This is a genomic window from Streptomyces umbrinus, assembly GCF_030817415.1.
GTDB classification, from domain to species: Bacteria; Actinomycetota; Actinomycetes; order Streptomycetales; family Streptomycetaceae; genus Streptomyces; species Streptomyces umbrinus_A.
The window spans coordinates 1,400,059-1,415,215 of sequence record NZ_JAUSZI010000002.1; the positions used below are offsets into that span (position 1 = coordinate 1,400,059).

9 protein-coding genes and 1 riboswitch are annotated in these 15,157 nt (G+C 71.8%); of the genes, 5 read left to right on the forward strand and 4 right to left on the reverse strand.

All coding sequences use genetic code 11. The features are described from left to right. Positions 1–12 precede the first annotated feature (12 nt). The gene (locus tag QF035_RS07030) at positions 13–7,266 is read right to left on the reverse strand and encodes an SDR family oxidoreductase (protein WP_307519013.1); all 7,254 of its coding nucleotides are present in this window, start codon (positions 7,264–7,266) and stop codon (positions 13–15) included. Positions 7,267–8,167: 901 nt separating this feature from the next. Here QF035_RS07030 and QF035_RS07035 point away from each other — a divergent pair. The 3 genes from QF035_RS07035 (at position 8,168) to QF035_RS07045 (ending at position 11,852) form a co-directional block, all read left to right on the forward strand. Further along, positions 8,168–9,418, forward strand: coding sequence for a tetratricopeptide repeat protein (locus tag QF035_RS07035; protein WP_307519014.1), 1,251 nt, complete (start codon positions 8,168–8,170; stop codon positions 9,416–9,418). Then, positions 9,415–10,491, forward strand: coding sequence for a polyprenyl synthetase family protein (locus tag QF035_RS07040; RefSeq protein WP_373466611.1), 1,077 nt, complete (start codon positions 9,415–9,417; stop codon positions 10,489–10,491). The genes QF035_RS07035 and QF035_RS07040 overlap by 4 nt, the downstream gene beginning before the upstream one ends. A 131-nt stretch (positions 10,492–10,622) precedes the next feature. After that, positions 10,623–11,852, forward strand: coding sequence for a hypothetical protein (locus QF035_RS07045; RefSeq protein WP_307519016.1), 1,230 nt, complete (start codon positions 10,623–10,625; stop codon positions 11,850–11,852). A 294-nt stretch (positions 11,853–12,146) separates the two neighbouring features. On the opposite strand, the gene QF035_RS07050 is transcribed toward QF035_RS07045, so the two are convergent. Next, positions 12,147–12,374 (reverse strand): hypothetical protein, encoded by a 228-nt coding sequence (locus QF035_RS07050; protein ID WP_307519017.1) that lies wholly within the window; start codon positions 12,372–12,374, stop codon positions 12,147–12,149. A 170-nt stretch (positions 12,375–12,544) separates the two neighbouring features. Next, complete coding sequence (locus QF035_RS07055; RefSeq protein WP_307519019.1) at positions 12,545–12,841, reverse strand: hypothetical protein; 297 nt, start codon at positions 12,839–12,841, stop codon at positions 12,545–12,547. 187 nt (positions 12,842–13,028) lie between these two features. Here QF035_RS07055 and QF035_RS07060 point away from each other — a divergent pair, with 187 nt between their 5' ends. Further along, positions 13,029–13,403, forward strand: a complete 375-nt coding sequence (locus QF035_RS07060) for a nuclear transport factor 2 family protein (protein WP_307519020.1) — start codon at positions 13,029–13,031, stop codon at positions 13,401–13,403. 21 nt (positions 13,404–13,424) lie between these two features. Here the strand turns inward: QF035_RS07060 and QF035_RS07065 are convergent, their stop codons facing one another. After that, positions 13,425–13,967 (reverse strand): MarR family winged helix-turn-helix transcriptional regulator, encoded by a 543-nt coding sequence (locus tag QF035_RS07065; protein ID WP_307519021.1) that lies wholly within the window; start codon positions 13,965–13,967, stop codon positions 13,425–13,427. A 77-nt stretch (positions 13,968–14,044) separates the two neighbouring features. Here QF035_RS07065 and QF035_RS07070 point away from each other — a divergent pair, with 77 nt between their 5' ends. Further along, entirely contained in the window at positions 14,045–14,899 is an 855-nt protein-coding gene (locus QF035_RS07070) for a hypothetical protein (protein ID WP_307519023.1), read from the forward strand. A 151-nt stretch (positions 14,900–15,050) separates the two neighbouring features. Further along, positions 15,051–15,137, forward strand: a riboswitch (ZMP/ZTP riboswitch). Positions 15,138–15,157: the final 20 nt, after the last annotated feature.

Sequence of the window (15,157 nt, forward strand, 5' to 3'; positions counted from 1 at the left end):
AGGTCGGTCATGTCACCAGCCCGACGACGTGTAGACAACGGCTCCGGCCGACTCGTCGCCCCAGGCGAGTTCACGCAGCAGCGCCGCGGTGCCCTCCTCGGGGTCGATCAGCTTGATCCCGCGCCTGGCGTACTCGCGTCCGAGTTCCGGGGTGACCATTCCGGTGTGACCGCCGGTCGGCGCCCACGGTCCCCAGTGCACGGTCAGAGCACGGTGACCGGTGCGGGCGGCCCAGTCGGCGCCGAGGCTCTGGAGGGCGTCGTTGGCGGCCGCGTAGTCGACCTGGCCGCGGTTGCCGAGGACGGCCGAGATGCTCCCGAACAGGACGGCGAACGCGGGCCCGTTCGGGAACTCCTCCAGAGCCGTCAGCAAGGTCTCGGCGCCGCTCGTCTTCGTGTCGTACACGCGCTGGAAGGACTCGGCGGTCTTGTCGGCGATCAGCCGGTCCTCGATCACTCCTGCCGCGTAGACGACACCGTCGAGCCGGCCGTGCTCGGCGTGGATCTCCTTCACCGCCTGGAGCGCGGCGTCCGGCTCCCGGAAGTCCACGGAGTGGTAGCGGGCGGTGCTGCCGAGGGCCGTGAGCTCCGCCAGGGTGGCGGTGATCTCCCGCTGGGCCAGCACGAGTTCGGCTTCGCGGTTGATGTCGGCGGGCGTCAGGCCCCCGCCCGCGCGGGTCGCGAGGGCCGTACGCAGCGCGGCGCGGTCCGTGGCGGCCGCGATGGCCGGATCCTCGGGGCCGGTCGGCGCCGGAGTCCTGCCGAGCAGTTCGACACGGCACCGGGAGGCCGCGGCGAGCGCGGCGGCGAAGGTCGCGGTGATGCCGCGGGCCCCGCCGACCAACAACACCACGGAGTCCCGGTCGAGGCCGATGGCGGCGGCCTCGGCGGCTCCGTCACCCGCCGGTCCGGCGCCGGTGGTTCCGAGGGTGCCCAGCGGTGTCTCCACGAGGTCAAGTCCGTGGCGACCGGCTGCCGTTCGCAGGACGACGGGAGCCGGGTCGGGCGCGAGCAGTTCGGCGACCAGCGCGTCGGCGACGGCGGCCGGAGTGGTGTCTTCGAGGTCGACGACCCGCGCGACGGTCTCCGGGTACTCGCGTGCGACCGTACGGAACAGACCGTGCAGCCCTTCCGACCGCAAGCCCGGGGAGCCCCCGTCTGCGGGCCGGGCGGCGAGCAGCCAGCGCGGGCCCTGGCGCAGGGCGGCCTGGAAGACGGGGAAGGCATGGGGCAGCACCGGTGACGAGGAATCGGCGAGGGAGCCGAGGTACAGCACCCCGTCCACCCGGCCGTCCGCTTCGGTGAGCAGGTGCTCCGGGCGGAGGATCACGGCGTCGGCTCCGTGCGCCGCCAGCCGGGAGAACACCTCCCGGGACACGTCCTCGCTCTCGTAGCCGAGCAGGACGAACCGCTTCCCGGCCAGTACGGCGGACGGGTCCGCCGAGCCGTCACCGTCCTGCTGCTCCAGCAGGACGGGCCGGAGCTGAAACCGCTTCGGCGCCTCGCCTGCGACCTCCACCAACTCTGGCGTCTCGGTCTGCCCGACCGCTGTGCCGTTCCGTGGCCCTTCTGGCTGCCCGGTCCCAACCGGCGGCGTGCTCGGAGCCGTACCGCCGGACGGTTCGGCGGGCCCCGCCAGACGCGCGGCGAGCCAGCCCGTCACCGACGCGGCCGTACGGGCCTTCGCCAGGTCCTCCAGTTCCGCGTCGTCCAGCCCGGCGATGTCCACGCCGCCCCCGGCGCTCAGGCGCTTGGCCAGTTCACCGGCGATCTCGGCCCGTTTGATGGAGTCGATGCTGAGGTCGGCCTCCAGGTCGAGATCGGGCTCGATCATGTCCACGGGATAGCCGGTGCGCTCGCTGATGATCTCCAGCACGACGGCCAGGACGTCCGCTTCCGTGACCGCTGCCGTGACCGACGGGGTGGCGCGCGTCTGGGAGGTGGCGAGCGCTGATGCGGCCTCCTCCGGCCGCAGAACCGGCAGTTGGGCCACGGGAAGCTCCGCGGCCGGTACCGCCTGTTGACGCATGCCGACCGCGGCGGGTGCGACGGGCGCGGGAATCCATTCCCCCGCCGTGGCGCCGAAGTAGGTCATCAGCACGTCCCGCTGGGCAGCCACCATCTCCCGGCTGGTGCGCAGGTATTCGACGATCAGCGCGTCCCTGTCGGCCGGGACGCCGTCTCCGTGGTTCACGTGGCTCGTCGTCACTGTCGTCTCCACAACGCGTCGGGCCGGTGCGAGGGCACCGGGGAGGAGTTCTCCGGCGGCCGTACGGACCAGCTGGCCGTCGACCGTCCAGCCGGGCCGTTCGGGCTCCGGGGTCCGGGTCGCGTCGACGGCGTCGCGTCCCTGGAACAGCCATCCGGTGCGTACCGGCAGCCCCGCCACGGCCAGTTGGGCCAGCGCGTCGAGCCAGCCACGCAGTCCGCTGTCGTGACGCGGCTCGCACGCGACGGTGCGGTGCGGGCGGTCGCCGAGGATCTGCGTGACCAGCCGGGTGAGTACGGAGCCGGGGCCGGCCTCGACGAAGACCCTTGCCCCGGCCTCGTACATGGCCTCGATCTGTGCGACGAATCCGACGGGGGCGCCGATCTGGGCGGCGAGTTCCGCGCGGATCCCGTCGGCGTCGTCGCCGTACGGGGCCGCTGTGCGGTTGGACCACACCGGGAACTCGGGCGGACGCACGGTCCGGCGCGCGAGTGCCTCGGCGAACCGTTCTCCGCCGGCGGCCACCACCGGGCTGTGGAAGGCGCAGGCGACGGGGATGCCTTCGGCGCGGTGTCCCGCCGCGCGCAGCAGTCGCACGGCGGTGGCCATCGCCTCCGTCGGTCCGGAAATCACGGTCTGCCGGGGCGAGTTGTGGTTGGCGACGACGACCGTGCCGGGGGCGCCCGTCTCGCGCAGGGCCCGTTCGACGTCTTCGGCACCGGCCGCGACCGCCGCCATGGTTCCCGGATCCTCGCCGACGGCCGAGAGGATCGCCGCCGCCCGCTCGGCGCTCAGCTCAAGCAGCGCCTCCGGCGTGATCGCGCCCGCCGCGCAGAGGGCGACCAGTTCGCCGTAGCTGTGCCCGGCGGCCATGTCCGGTCGTACACCGGCCGCGGTGAGCAGTGCGTGGGCGGCGAGTCCGGCGATGCCCAGCGCGGGCTGGGCGACCCGGGTGTCGGTGATCCCGGCTCGCCGGCGGTCCCGAGCAGCCGTGTCGAAGGCGGCGGGCGGGTACAGCGCGTCGGCGTGGTCGCGGCCGAGGTGCAGGTAGTGCTGAAGCTCGGGGAAGGCGATGAACACGTCCGCGAGCATCCCGGGCCGCTGGCTGCCCTGGCCCGGGAAGAGAAACGCGACCTTGCCGTCGGCCACCGCCGGCCGACGCGGACCGGACGGCACCTGTCCCGCGTCCGCCCGCGCCACGTCCGCCTCCGCCGCGTCCGCCCGCGCCATGTCCGCCTGCGTAACGTCCACCCGCGCCATGTCCGCCTGCGCCGCGTCCACCCGCGCCATGTCCGCCTGCGTAACGTCCACCCGCACCTGCTCGCTCCCGCCGACCAGCGCTCGTCCGGTCTCCGCGAGGTGGATGCCCCCGGCCGGGTCGTCCTCGCCCGCCAGAGCCCGGCGCAGCCGGCCGATCAGCCCGTCGACGTCCGTGGCTACGACGGCCACCTGGACCGGTTCGTAGCGGGCGTCGGCACGGCGGGACGCGCTCAGCGCGAGGTCGCGCAGGCGCCACGGGCGGCCGTCGGTCCCGGCGGCCTTCAGTACGTCCTCGATGGCTCGCCGGGCCGCCGCCGGATCCGTACCGCGGAAGGTGAACAGCTCTGCGGGCCAGCTGTCCAGGCCGTGGGCGGGCGGTTCGGCGGCCGTGTGGGCGCTGAGCACCACATGGAAGTTGGTCCCGCCGAAGCCGAACGCGCTGAGTCCGGCGACGCGCTCCCCGGCCGGGACCGCCCAGGGCCGTGCCCGTGTGTGGAAGGCGAACGGGCTGCTCTCCTCCCGCCATGCCGGGTTCGGCCGCTTGATGTGCAGAGTGGGCGGCTTCACTCCCGTGTAGAGGGACAGCACGGTCTTGATCAGGCCCGCGAGACCGGCGGCGCACTTGCTGTGCCCGATCTGCGACTTGACCGAACCGAGCGCGCAGCCACCGGCCTTGGCCCCGGCCTCGGTGAACACCTCGCTGAGGATGGTCAGTTCGGTACGGTCCCCCACCACGGTCCCTGTGCCATGGGCCTCGACCAGGCCGACGTCGGCCGGTGAGATGCCCGCGTTGCGGTAGGCCCGTTCCAGCGCGGCGCGCTGCCCCTCGGGGCGGGGTGCCGTGAGTCCGAGCGAGCGGCCGTCGCTGGAACTGCCGACTCCCTTGATCACGCCGTAGATCCGGTCGCCGTCCCGTTCGGCGTCCGCGAGCCGCTTGAGCACGACACAGGCGATGCCCTCGCCCAGGGCTATCCCGTCCGCCGAACTGTCGAAGGCGCGCGACCGGCCGGTCGGCGAGAGCGCGTGCACGGAGGAGAAGAGGACGTAGTCGTTGATGCCGTTGTGCAGGTCGGCGCCGCCGCACAGCACGACGTCACTCGTACCGCCGACGAGTTCCTTGCACGCCACGTCGACGGCGGCGAGGGACGACGCGCACGCCGCGTCGACGGTGTAGTTGGCGCCGCCCAGGTCCAGCCGGTTGGCGATCCGCCCCGAGATGACGTTGGCCAGCATCCCGGGGAAGGAGTCCTCGGTGAGCCGGGGCAGTTGCCCGTCCAGACCGCCGGGAACCTCCCCGTAGTAGGAGGGCAGTACGGCACGCAGGGTGGCGGCGTTGGAAAGGTCGCTGCCCGCTTCGGCGCCGAAGACCACGGAGGTCCGCGACCGGTCGAAGCCCCGGCCGCGCTCCCCGTAACCGGCGTCCTCCAGTGCCCGCCGCGCGGCTTCCAGTGCCAGCAGCTGTACGGGCTCGATGCTGCCCAGCGAGGTCGGCGGGATGCCGTAACGCAGCGGGTCGAAGGGAATCCGCGGCAGGAAGCCACCCCACTTGGACGGAGTGGCGCCTTTCGCGTCCTCCGAGTAGTGCACGGCGGGGTCCCAGCGGTCGGCGGGGACCTCACCGACGCCGTCGTGGCCGCCGAGGATGTTCGCCCAGTAGGCGGCGAGGTCGGGGGCCCCCGGGAACATGCAGGCCATGCCGACCACGGCCACGTCCAGCGGCTCGGGCGCTGCGGGCTCCTCGGCCGTGTCCATCCCGAGGCGTTCCCGGAGGAGAGCCGTGCGGGCCGCGAGGAATCCCGCCGCGCCGGTGGTGACCGAGCCGTGCAGCGCGCTGATCGTGGTGGTCGCCGAGCGCAGGACGGCCACTTCTCCGGCCATGAACATGCCCTCGGAGAGCTGGCGTTCCTCGGCCACGGCCGCCAGTTCACCGGTGGCGTCCCGCTCGATGCCCTTGCTGGCGATGCGCAGCCGCCCGACGTTGAGCCGTTCCAGTTCCTCCCAGATCCGCCGCTCCGGCACGCCGCGCTCGCGCAGCTCCGCCTCGAACTCCCGGTAGTTCTCGCTGAACGGGCTGGGCACACAGCGGGTGGCATGGCCGGGTGCGGTCTCCAGCAACGCGGTGCGGGTGGCGGCCATGACCTGCCGCTGGAAGAGCGGCCGGACCGCCCCGCACTCCACCGCTTCGTCGGTGAACAGATAGGCGGTTCCCATGAGGACGCCGACGGCGGCTCCGCGCGCGGTCAGAGGAGCGGCGAGTGCGGCGATCATCGCCGACGAGCGCTCGTCATGGACGCCGCCCGCGAAGAACACCTCGACGCGCTCGGCCGTTTGGGCATCCGCGTCGTCCAAGAAGTCTTCCAGTACGGCGAGTTGGGCCTCCCACAGGGGGAAACTCGCGCGCGGTCCGACGTGGCCGCCGCATTCGGAGCCCTCGAAGACGAATCGGCGGGCTCCGGCGTCGAGGAACTGGCGGAGCAGGCCCGGCGAGGGCACGTGCAGGAAGGTGCTGATCCCGGCCCGCTCCAGCGCCTCGGCCTGGGACGGTCGTCCGCCCGCGATGATCGCGTGCGTGGGCCGCAGCTCCCGTACGGCTTCGAGCTGGGCGTTTCTGGTCTCCTCGGGTGCGAAGCCGAGCACGCCGACGCCCCAGGGCCGGCCGGCCACGACGGCGCGGGTGTCCTCCAGGACCGTACGCGTCTGCTCGCCGCTCGCGAGAGCCAGCGCGATGAACGGCAGGGCCCCGTCCCCGGCGACGGCGGCGGCGAACCGTGCCTGGTCGCTGACCCGGGTCATCGGCCCCTGGGCGACAGGCACGCGCGTGCCGAGCGCCCGGCTCATCGGGGACCCGGGACGCAGTGCCCCGGCCGGCCCGTCGTCGCGTACGGCGTCCCGTACGGAGTCGGTCAGGGCGCGGACCGTCCGGCCCGCGTCGCCCCAGCGCTCGGCGAAGCGGGCGGCGAGGAAGCCGTCCTGACCGACCGGCAGGAGCTGGGTAAGAGGGTCCTGGGCACCGAGCATTTCCGACACGAGCGACGGATCGTCGGCCGGGATGCGCGGGACGTCCGGACCCCTGCGGTGCAGCACCCGGTGCCCGCCCACCACGACTGTCTCCGAACCGTCCATGGACCGCAGTGCCGCGGCAGCCGGCTCCGGAAGCCTCGCCTCGGCGAGCAGCGCCAACTGGCTGTCCAGGACCACTCCGGCCGCCCCACCGGCCACGGCCGCCGCTGCCGTACGGGGGCCGATGCCGCCGCAGGCCCAGACGGGGAGGTCCACGCCGGGCTCGGCGAGCAGGTGCTGGAGCAGGACGAAGGTGCTGAGCTCCCCGGTCCGGCCGCCGCTCTCGCTGCCGCGGGCGATCAGGCCGTGCGCTCCGGCGCGGACCGCCACCAGAGCCTGCTCCAGGTCCGTGACCTCCACCAGGACTCGGTACGCCGCGGTGACCTCGTCGATCTGCCATGGCGAATCCATGCCGAGGACGACGGTATGGAGACCACCGCCGTCTCGCTTTCCCGGCTTTCCGTTCTTCTTTCCAGGCGCGAATTCTCCGGGTTCGAGTTTCCCGGGACCGAGTTCTCCGGGAGCCATCCGGCAGTGCGCTCCGACCCGCACTCCGAACGGTCCCGGCGCCCAGCGACTCAGAGATGCCAGCGCTTCTCTGGCTCTTCGGTCGCCGACTCCCAGGTCAAGTACCCCGAGGCCGCCCGCACGGCTGACGGCGGCGGCAAGCCTGGCTTCTGGCTCACCGAACGGGGTGATTCCAATGATCATGTCCTCGGCGCGCACAGCAGACGTCATGATTCTCCGAAAAAATCGGTGAGACTGCACGGTGGGGGGTGCCTGGAGACGACGAATTGGCCCACGCGGACAAACACCGTTCACGCGGCGTCGGGGGGAAACTCCCACGCGAAAACCAACCCGTTGGAAGCTAGCGCCAGACTTACCCGCCGGTCAACATCGCGTCGACCTGCCGCTACGCCGTGGAATCGATTCGGCCAGGCCCCGCCGGGCCTCAAGAACCGAAAACCCGGCCAATTGCAATCAGTCACTACTCTAGTCGGACGACAGCGCCGCAAGTCCGCCAAAAGCAGCGTCATGATTCACCCCTGCGAAACACGGACGGCAGCGCAAGGCCACTCTGTAAAATTCACATGTCAGCGCCAGAAGTCCCCGTCAGTCCCACTCTCAAGATCCGCATGCGGCGCGATGTCGAGAAACAAATCCCCACACAACTGACTCCATCACGGGACGTCGCTCCGGCTCATTCACAGGGATTTCCCTTTTACCCACCCTCCCTCCCCGAACCGCCGACAGGATTTTACCTCTCCGCAACCGCAAGACGTTTCAGGAATCTCTCCGCCGACACCGGGAGAACACACTTCGGATCAATCGGTCGAATCGCTCCCAAGAAACCGTTCACTCCGAGCCGACCACGACAATCCGTGCGCGGCCCCGGACGCACCACGGCCGCTCCCCCGCCCCGAATGTGATCTACGCCGCAGAGGCAACCCCGCCGCCGACACCGACGTCTTGATCGACAACGAGATGGCGCGGCGGCGCCAGTGACCCGTCGACCCAAGGCGCATGACCCAGGGCGGAAAACGGGACACTATACACATCGCGTATACACAGCGTGTATACGCATGCGAACTCAGGTCCGCCGCCGCCCGTCCGAGCATCGGCAGACCGAAAGGCACGCATGTACGGCAAGGCATTCGCACCCGAGTACCAAGGTGCGCTCACCACCCTGTCCGTGAACTCCTCCCTGGTCGACGTACTGGCCGCGGGCACCGAGCAGTTGCGCGCCGCCGAGCGCGCCGGAGCACGGGGAGAGGTGGCGCGCTCCGGCCTCGCGGTCGCGGAGGCGCACCGTCGGCTCGGGCAGGTCGGCGACGCCGACCGCGCGTGGAAGGCGAGTTACCGCGCGGCACGGGAGGCCGGGGACACCGCCGCGATGGCATGGGCCCTGTGGAGCGGCGGCACGCTGGCACGCCAGCGTGGTGCGTTCCCGCTCGCCTGGCGGCTGCTGGGGCTCGCGGCCGAGTTCGGCGAGCGCGGCGGCGACATCGTCGTACGCGGCTACTCGCTCGCCGGGATGGCGGAGACGGGCCGGATCCAGGGCGACTATGAGGCGGTCGGCGCGCTGCACGAGCAACTCCTCGCCGAGGCACGCAAGCGCGGCGAGGCGCGGCACACCGTGTGGGCCCTGGAGGGCATCGCGCAGATTCACCGCAACACCGGCTCGTACGACACGGCGTACGCGATGTTCGAGGAGGCCGCGGAGATCGCCGGGCGGGCCGACGACCGGCGCGGCCACGCGTGGGCGCTGCGCGGCCTGGCCGACATCGTGTCCGTCCGAGACGGGGATGCCGAGCGCGCGCTCGGCCTGCTCGCCGAGGCCGAGGTGACCTGCCGGGAGATGAACCTGTCGAGCGCGCTGGCGTACAACCACAAGATGCGCGGCAACGTCCTTTACCGGGCCGGGCGTTACGCGGAGGCCCGGGACGTCTACTCCCAGGCGCTGGCGGAGTTCCGCGCGATGAGCGAGCCCCGCGGTGAGGCGCTCTCCCGGCTCGGCCTCGCCAAGTCCCTCGCCCATCTGGGCCACGACCTGGACGACACGGCCGCCGAACTGGCCGATCTGGCACAGGTGTTGGAACGCATCGGCCTGCGGCACGCCCGCCAGATGGTGGCTCGCGCACAGGCGGAGTTCGGCATCGTGGCGGATACGGATGTCCGGACGGCCACCGTGCCGGACGCGGGCCCCCGTACCGGGCCCGGCGCGGGCGCCGACTCCGGCCGGCCGTCAGCGGTGGACACGGAGACCCCGGCCGCCGCCACGCCGACTGCCTGCAGCCCGGCCTCCACCGCCGCCGAAACAGATGAGGTTGAGGCCGCAGATGCCGGCACCCCCGCAACCACCCTCGCAGGCACGGAGGTTCGGCGATGACGATGACGACCTCCGCGCCGTATCCGCCCGTCTCGACCACGGCCGATGCCGAGCGGGCCGTTCAACTCCTCGACCGCAGCCGGGCGTTGGTGCGCCCCGCGCTGGCCGAGGCGGTCGGGCGGCTGCACCCGTGGGTGGGTGAGATGGCGGCGTACTCCTTCGGCTGGTGTGAGGCCGGTGGTGCACCCGCCGCGGCGGCGGGCGGCAAGGGGCTGCGGCAGGCCCTTGCCGTCCTGGGCGCGGAGGCGGCCGGGGCGGCCGCGGCCGCGGGAGTGAGCGCGGCCGTCGCGGTGGAGCTGGTGCACACCTTCTCACTGCTCCACGACGACATCATGGACGGCGACGCGACCCGGCGTGGCCGCCCCACGGTCTGGAAGGCGTACGGCACGGGCCCTGCCGTCCTCGCGGGGGACGCCCTGTTCGCCCTGGCCGTGGAGACCCTGGCCTCCGCGCCCGGCAGCCACGTCCCGTCGGCCGTCCGTCACCTGTCCACCGCGCTCAACGATCTCGTGAGCGGTCAGGCCGACGACCTGCTCTTCGAGTCACGCCCCTGGACGGGCCCGGAAGCGGTGGGCCCCGACGAGTATCGGGCGATGGCCGAGCACAAGACCGGCGCGCTGCTGGGCTGTGCCGCCGCCCTGGGTGCCGTACTGGCCGGAGCCCCCGCGGCGACGGTCACCGCGCTCGACCGCGCCGGGCGTCATCTCGGCGTGGCCTTCCAGGTGATCGACGACCTCCTGGGCATCTGGGGCGACCCCGCCGTCACGGGCAAGCCGGTCCACGCGGACCTGCGTCGCCGCAAGAAGACGTTCCCGGTCCTGGCGGCTCTCGACAACCCGACCGCCGTCCGCCCCCTGGCCCGCCTCCTGGAGAGCGCCGAAGAGCTCGACGAGACAGCCGCCCGCCGGGCCGCGGCCGTGATCGAGGAGGCCGGTGGCCGCAGCGCCGCGCTGGCGGAGGCCCACCGTCACATCTCCCATGTCCACGCGTGCCTCGAGGGCCTCCCCACGGCTCCGCACGCGGCGGACGATCTGCGTGCGCTGCTGGCTTTCCTCGTACGCCGCGAGATGTGACCAACTCCTTTGTCACACGGGCCTCTTGACGCCGCAGAAAGCCCTTGCCACACTCACCGCCCGCCATAGAAAACGCTTGCTGCGACGCATTCGCGCGGGCGGCGGACCCCCACACAGGAGAAGAAGTCGAGATGGGACGCAGAGCCGCACCTCACCTCACCCGCAAGACCGCAAGCGCCGACCAGCCCCCCACAACCGCCAGAGCCCGCGGGAGGCGGGCCGGCGTCACCGTCGCGTGCACGACCGCCCTGCTCACAGGAGCAGCCCTGCTCACGGCCCCCGCGAGCGCGGCCCCGCAACAGGCGGCGGCAGCGTGCGGCGAGGGTTCGTACCAGGCGGAGGCGGTACTGAACGGCGGCACCTGGACCGCCCGGCGCGGCAGCAGTGTCACGTACACCGGTACCGACATGCGGGCCGCGATGCAGGCAGCCGTCAACAGCCTTATGGCGGGGCGCACTTCGAAGGAACGGGTCGTGGTGCGCGGCTCGGGCGCCATCAGCGCCGGCTCCAGGGTCTCCCTGCCGAGCTACACCGTGCTCGACGTGTGCGGCACCATCGCTGTCACCGGTTCGGGCTCCGGCGACCAGGCCCCGGTCTACGCACGCGGCGCCCGGGACATCGAGGTCCAGCATCTGAACCTCACGGGCACCCCGCTGTACGGCATCTTCATGCGCAACGTCACCAACGTCGTGCTCGGCCAGATCGACATGCGCCTCTCCCGCGGTCTCGGCGTACGCATCGACAACCGCGGCGACACCAGCCAGTGGACGCGCAACGTCCGGATCGACAACGTGTACGTCTCCGGGGCGAGCAGCCACGCCGTGGAGACGTACGGGGTCGACGGCATCACCATCGGCACGGTCACCGCGCGCAATGTGGGCGAGTCCGGTCTCCTGCTGAACCAGACCGTCAACGCGACGGTCACGAAGGTCGACGCGGACGGTGCGGGCGCCGGTACGGGTTACGCGGCCTTCCGCATGGCCAACCGCAACGGCCGGATCGGCAGCGGTTACCCGACCAACGTACGGGTCGGCGAGGTCGTCGCGCGCGGTGGCGGCCGGGGCGTCTTCTGCGTCTCCGAGAGCGGCGGCGCGACCATCGACCGCGTGACCATCTCCGACACCGGCAACAACGCGATCCTGATCGAGAACTGCTACAACGTGAACCTCGCCGCCCAGAGCGGCAGTGTCACGGGCGGCGGCGAGATCCGGCTGGCCGCCCGCTCGGAGTTCCCGAACAACTCGGACATCACCGTTCAGAACCTCAGGGTGACCAACTCCTCGATCCGGGAGAGCCCTTGCGGTGACAACACCACGTTCCGCAACAACACCCTGGTCAACAGCACCCAGACCATCTGCTGACGTCCGCCGGGGGCCGCTACGGCAGTCAGTACGGAAGGAGTCGGCCCGAGGGGGTCCTGCGGTCGATCGTCGTGTCGCGCGCGGTGGTCGTGCGGCGGGTGGGACGGATGCGGATCCGGCGGTTCATGGCGGCCTCCTCATTCCTGATGCCACCAGCCTCCGCGCCGCCGCGGCCCCGCACATCGTGCCCATGGAGGCATTCACCCTGGTCCCGTGGCGGCAGTCGCCGGGGACCAGGTACTCCCGGGGAAGGACGTGGGCCCCTACACGCACCCTCCGACCTGCGCACGGCCGTCAGGGGCGGCGCGGCTCCGGGCCCCAGTAGGACGGTCCTCCGCCACGCCACTCGACGAGCGGTGACACCGCGGCCTCGTTCTCGTCGAACTCCAGGCCCGCGCGGCGCAGGAACTCGACGACGTCCAGGAGGTTCACGGCGACGCCGATCGGCTCGCCGTGGACCGTCACACGTCGCCCGCCCTCCTCCTGCGGCGGGTGCACGACCACTACGGGATGTTCCGACATGCCCTCAGCCTCACCCGGACCGCCCCCGCGCGCATCCGGGGCGGCCCGCCCGGCTCCCGGATGCCCAGTCATACGTGAAGGCCCACTCCTGACCCGTACAGAAAGACGTCGGCGTGGGCCTCCCCACGAGGCACACGCCGACGGACCGGGCCGTTCGGTACGCGACGGCTCTACTCGAAGGCCCCGACCAGTCCCATGGCGGGGGCCGCGAGGTCGGTCACCTGGTGGAGCTGCTCCAGCTGGTAGAGGCCGTTCAGCTCATTGAGCTTGTCGAGCTGGTCGGAGACCCTCGGCATCTCGGCCTTGTGCTCCGCGGGAAGGTCGCTCACGGCGAGCGAGTCGAGCATCGCGATGGGGTTCACCTTCCCCGTCTCCGGGGTGGTGGCAGCGGTCGCGGACGGTACGGCAAGGCCCGTGACGCCGACGGCGAGGCCAACGGCGGCGACGATACGTCGTGTTGAGATCATGCCTTCAGCAACGTCGGCAGGCCGCGCACGGACACGGCCGCGCACGGCCCCCCACCCGACAGGCGCATCGGTCCGCCTGCGCTTGCCGTGGCCGCCGCGCCGGAGGAGTCTCAGAGGGAGAGGCCCTCAACGGCCCGCTCCATACCGGGCCGCGGCCTTCGCGAGTGGTCCCACAAGGAGGTCCATCATGGGCACTGCGACAAGCTCCGGCTTCGACACCGAAGCCCTGCGCCGGGGCATCGAAGGCCAGGACGCGTCGGCGCTCCTGTCGCTGTACGCGGACGAAGCGGAGATGCGCGTCGTCGACCGCAACACCCAGCCCAGCCACCCCAAGGTCATGCACGGCCGCGAGCAGATCCGCGAGATGCTCGACGACGTCTACAGCCGCGACATGACACACAAGCTGGAACAGTGTGTGATCCAGGGCGACCAGGTCGCCTTCACCGAGTCCTGTCAGTACGCGGACGGCACCAGGGTGCTCGCGAACTCGATGATGTCGCTGCGCGACGGGAAGATCGTCGACCAGACGGTGCTGCAGGCATGGGACGACACAGAGCAGTAAGGGGTATGCCGAGGGTCCGGATCACGACCCGTGTGACCTGGACCTTTTCGGCTCAGACCCGTCCGGGGCGGCCTCTGCGGCCTCTGCGGCCTCGACCAGCTTCCGGAGCAGGTCGGCGAGTGTCCGCTTCTCTCCTTCTGACAGCACTGAGAGCAGCGCGTTCTCGCCATGTTCTTCGGAGGCCGCGTGCCGCTCGAAGGCGTCGTATCCCGCCGGGGTGAGCCGTACGTGGACCCGGCGGCGGTCGGCCGCGTCGTGCGTACGCGTGATCAGGCCGGCGCCCTCCAGCGGGCCGAGCCGTGCCGACAGCGCGCCCCGGGTCAGCCCGAGCAGATCGGCGAGCCGTGACGGGCTCGTCTCGTAGGGCGGGCCGAGCCTGCGCAGGGTGAGCAGCACCTTGAACTGCCAGTGCTTGAGCCCGTCGGAGTCCAGGGTGTCCCGGCGGGCCTGCGCCGCGTGCCGCGCCAGGATCGCGAGCCGCGCGAAGATCGCCTCCTTGACCGGGTCCATCCAGCCGAGCTCCTTCGACCAGAGCGCGACGTGCCGGTCGACCGAGTCACCCACCTTTTTCCTCCTGACGTCCTGACAACCGCCCGATAGTTTTCTTGTGGATAGTTTTTCTGATTACTACCTTCCTCGCCATGACGAAGACGAGTACGACCCAAGCCGTCCTTCCGGTGGACGAGGTCGTCGCCGCGGCGCGTGAACTTGCCCGGGCCGGACGATGGCAGCGCGCTCTGGCTCTCCTCGACGCGGCCGCAACGGCCGAGCCCCGCGGCCGGGCGGCCCTCGCTCTGGCCGGGGCGGAGGTCGCTCTTGAGCACGACTGGTTCGGCGGTACGGACACCGCGGCCACCCGGATCGCCGCCGCGGACAGGGCGTTGGCCGAACCAACCGCACCGGTCGGCATCTGGGACCTGGACTTCGTACGGCTGCGGCACACGTACTTCCGGCTGCTCCTCGGTGACGGCACGTTCCGGTTCGGGCCCGCGGGCAAGGATCCCGTCGAGCTGGCGGAGCTGCGGCGGCGTGCGCAGGAGCTGTGCGAGCGGGCGGCCGACGATGTGCGCCGGGGGTGGGCGCGGATGTACCTCGGCCTGATCGTCGACAACCTCTTCGCCGAGCGTGAGGCGGCGCCCGCGCACTACGAACTCGCCCTGAGCGCCGGGGAGTCGGGCGACGACCTGCTCGCCCGTGAGGCGCTGCGGCATCTCGGCGACCACGACCACGACGACCTCGACCACGCGCGGGCACGCGAGCGCTGGACCCGGGCGACCGCTCTCGGCGCCCGGGCGGGGAACGTCCCCGGCACCCTCTCCCAGCAGCTTCTCCTGGCCGTTCTGGCCCGCGACCACGGCGACGAGGCGGGAGCCGCGGCCCTCGCGACCGAGGTGGCGCGCTGGGCGGCGGCCATCGGCGCCGTACGCATCGAGGCGCAGGCGACCGGGTTCCTGGCAGGCGTGGACCCGACGTCCGGGCCGGAGGAGGATTCCTGACCCTCGGCTGAGCAGAACCGTTCAATTCCGCTGCGGTACAGCGCGCCCCTCAAGGGGCGCGGGGCTGTGACATCTGCGGCTCCGCCGCGTGGGCGCGACCAGCCACCGACGGCCCGCAGACGAGAACCACACCCCAGCGGAGCGTAGGGTGATGGCAGGCCGTGACTGGCGCTGAGGTGGAGTACCACCGGGGAGCGGCCCGACGCACACGTCTTCGCCGCGCGCCTGGGCATCTTCTACGACGCTCAGGAGCGGCTC

Bases quoted from the DNA above. Each gene is read 5' to 3' on its own strand.
- QF035_RS07030 (WP_307519013.1), bottom strand. From the start codon at position 7,266: ATGACGTCTGCTGTGCGCGCCGAGGACATGATCATTGGAATCACCCCG.
- QF035_RS07035 (WP_307519014.1), top strand. From the start codon at position 8,168: ATGTACGGCAAGGCATTCGCACCCGAGTACCAAGGTGCGCTCACCACC.
- QF035_RS07040 (WP_373466611.1), top strand. From the start codon at position 9,415: ATGACGATGACGACCTCCGCGCCGTATCCGCCCGTCTCGACCACGGCC.
- QF035_RS07045 (WP_307519016.1), top strand. From the start codon at position 10,623: ATGGGACGCAGAGCCGCACCTCACCTCACCCGCAAGACCGCAAGCGCC.
- QF035_RS07050 (WP_307519017.1), bottom strand. From the start codon at position 12,374: ATGTCGGAACATCCCGTAGTGGTCGTGCACCCGCCGCAGGAGGAGGGC.
- QF035_RS07055 (WP_307519019.1), bottom strand. From the start codon at position 12,841: ATGATCTCAACACGACGTATCGTCGCCGCCGTTGGCCTCGCCGTCGGC.
- QF035_RS07060 (WP_307519020.1), top strand. From the start codon at position 13,029: ATGGGCACTGCGACAAGCTCCGGCTTCGACACCGAAGCCCTGCGCCGG.
- QF035_RS07070 (WP_307519023.1), top strand. From the start codon at position 14,045: ATGACGAAGACGAGTACGACCCAAGCCGTCCTTCCGGTGGACGAGGTC.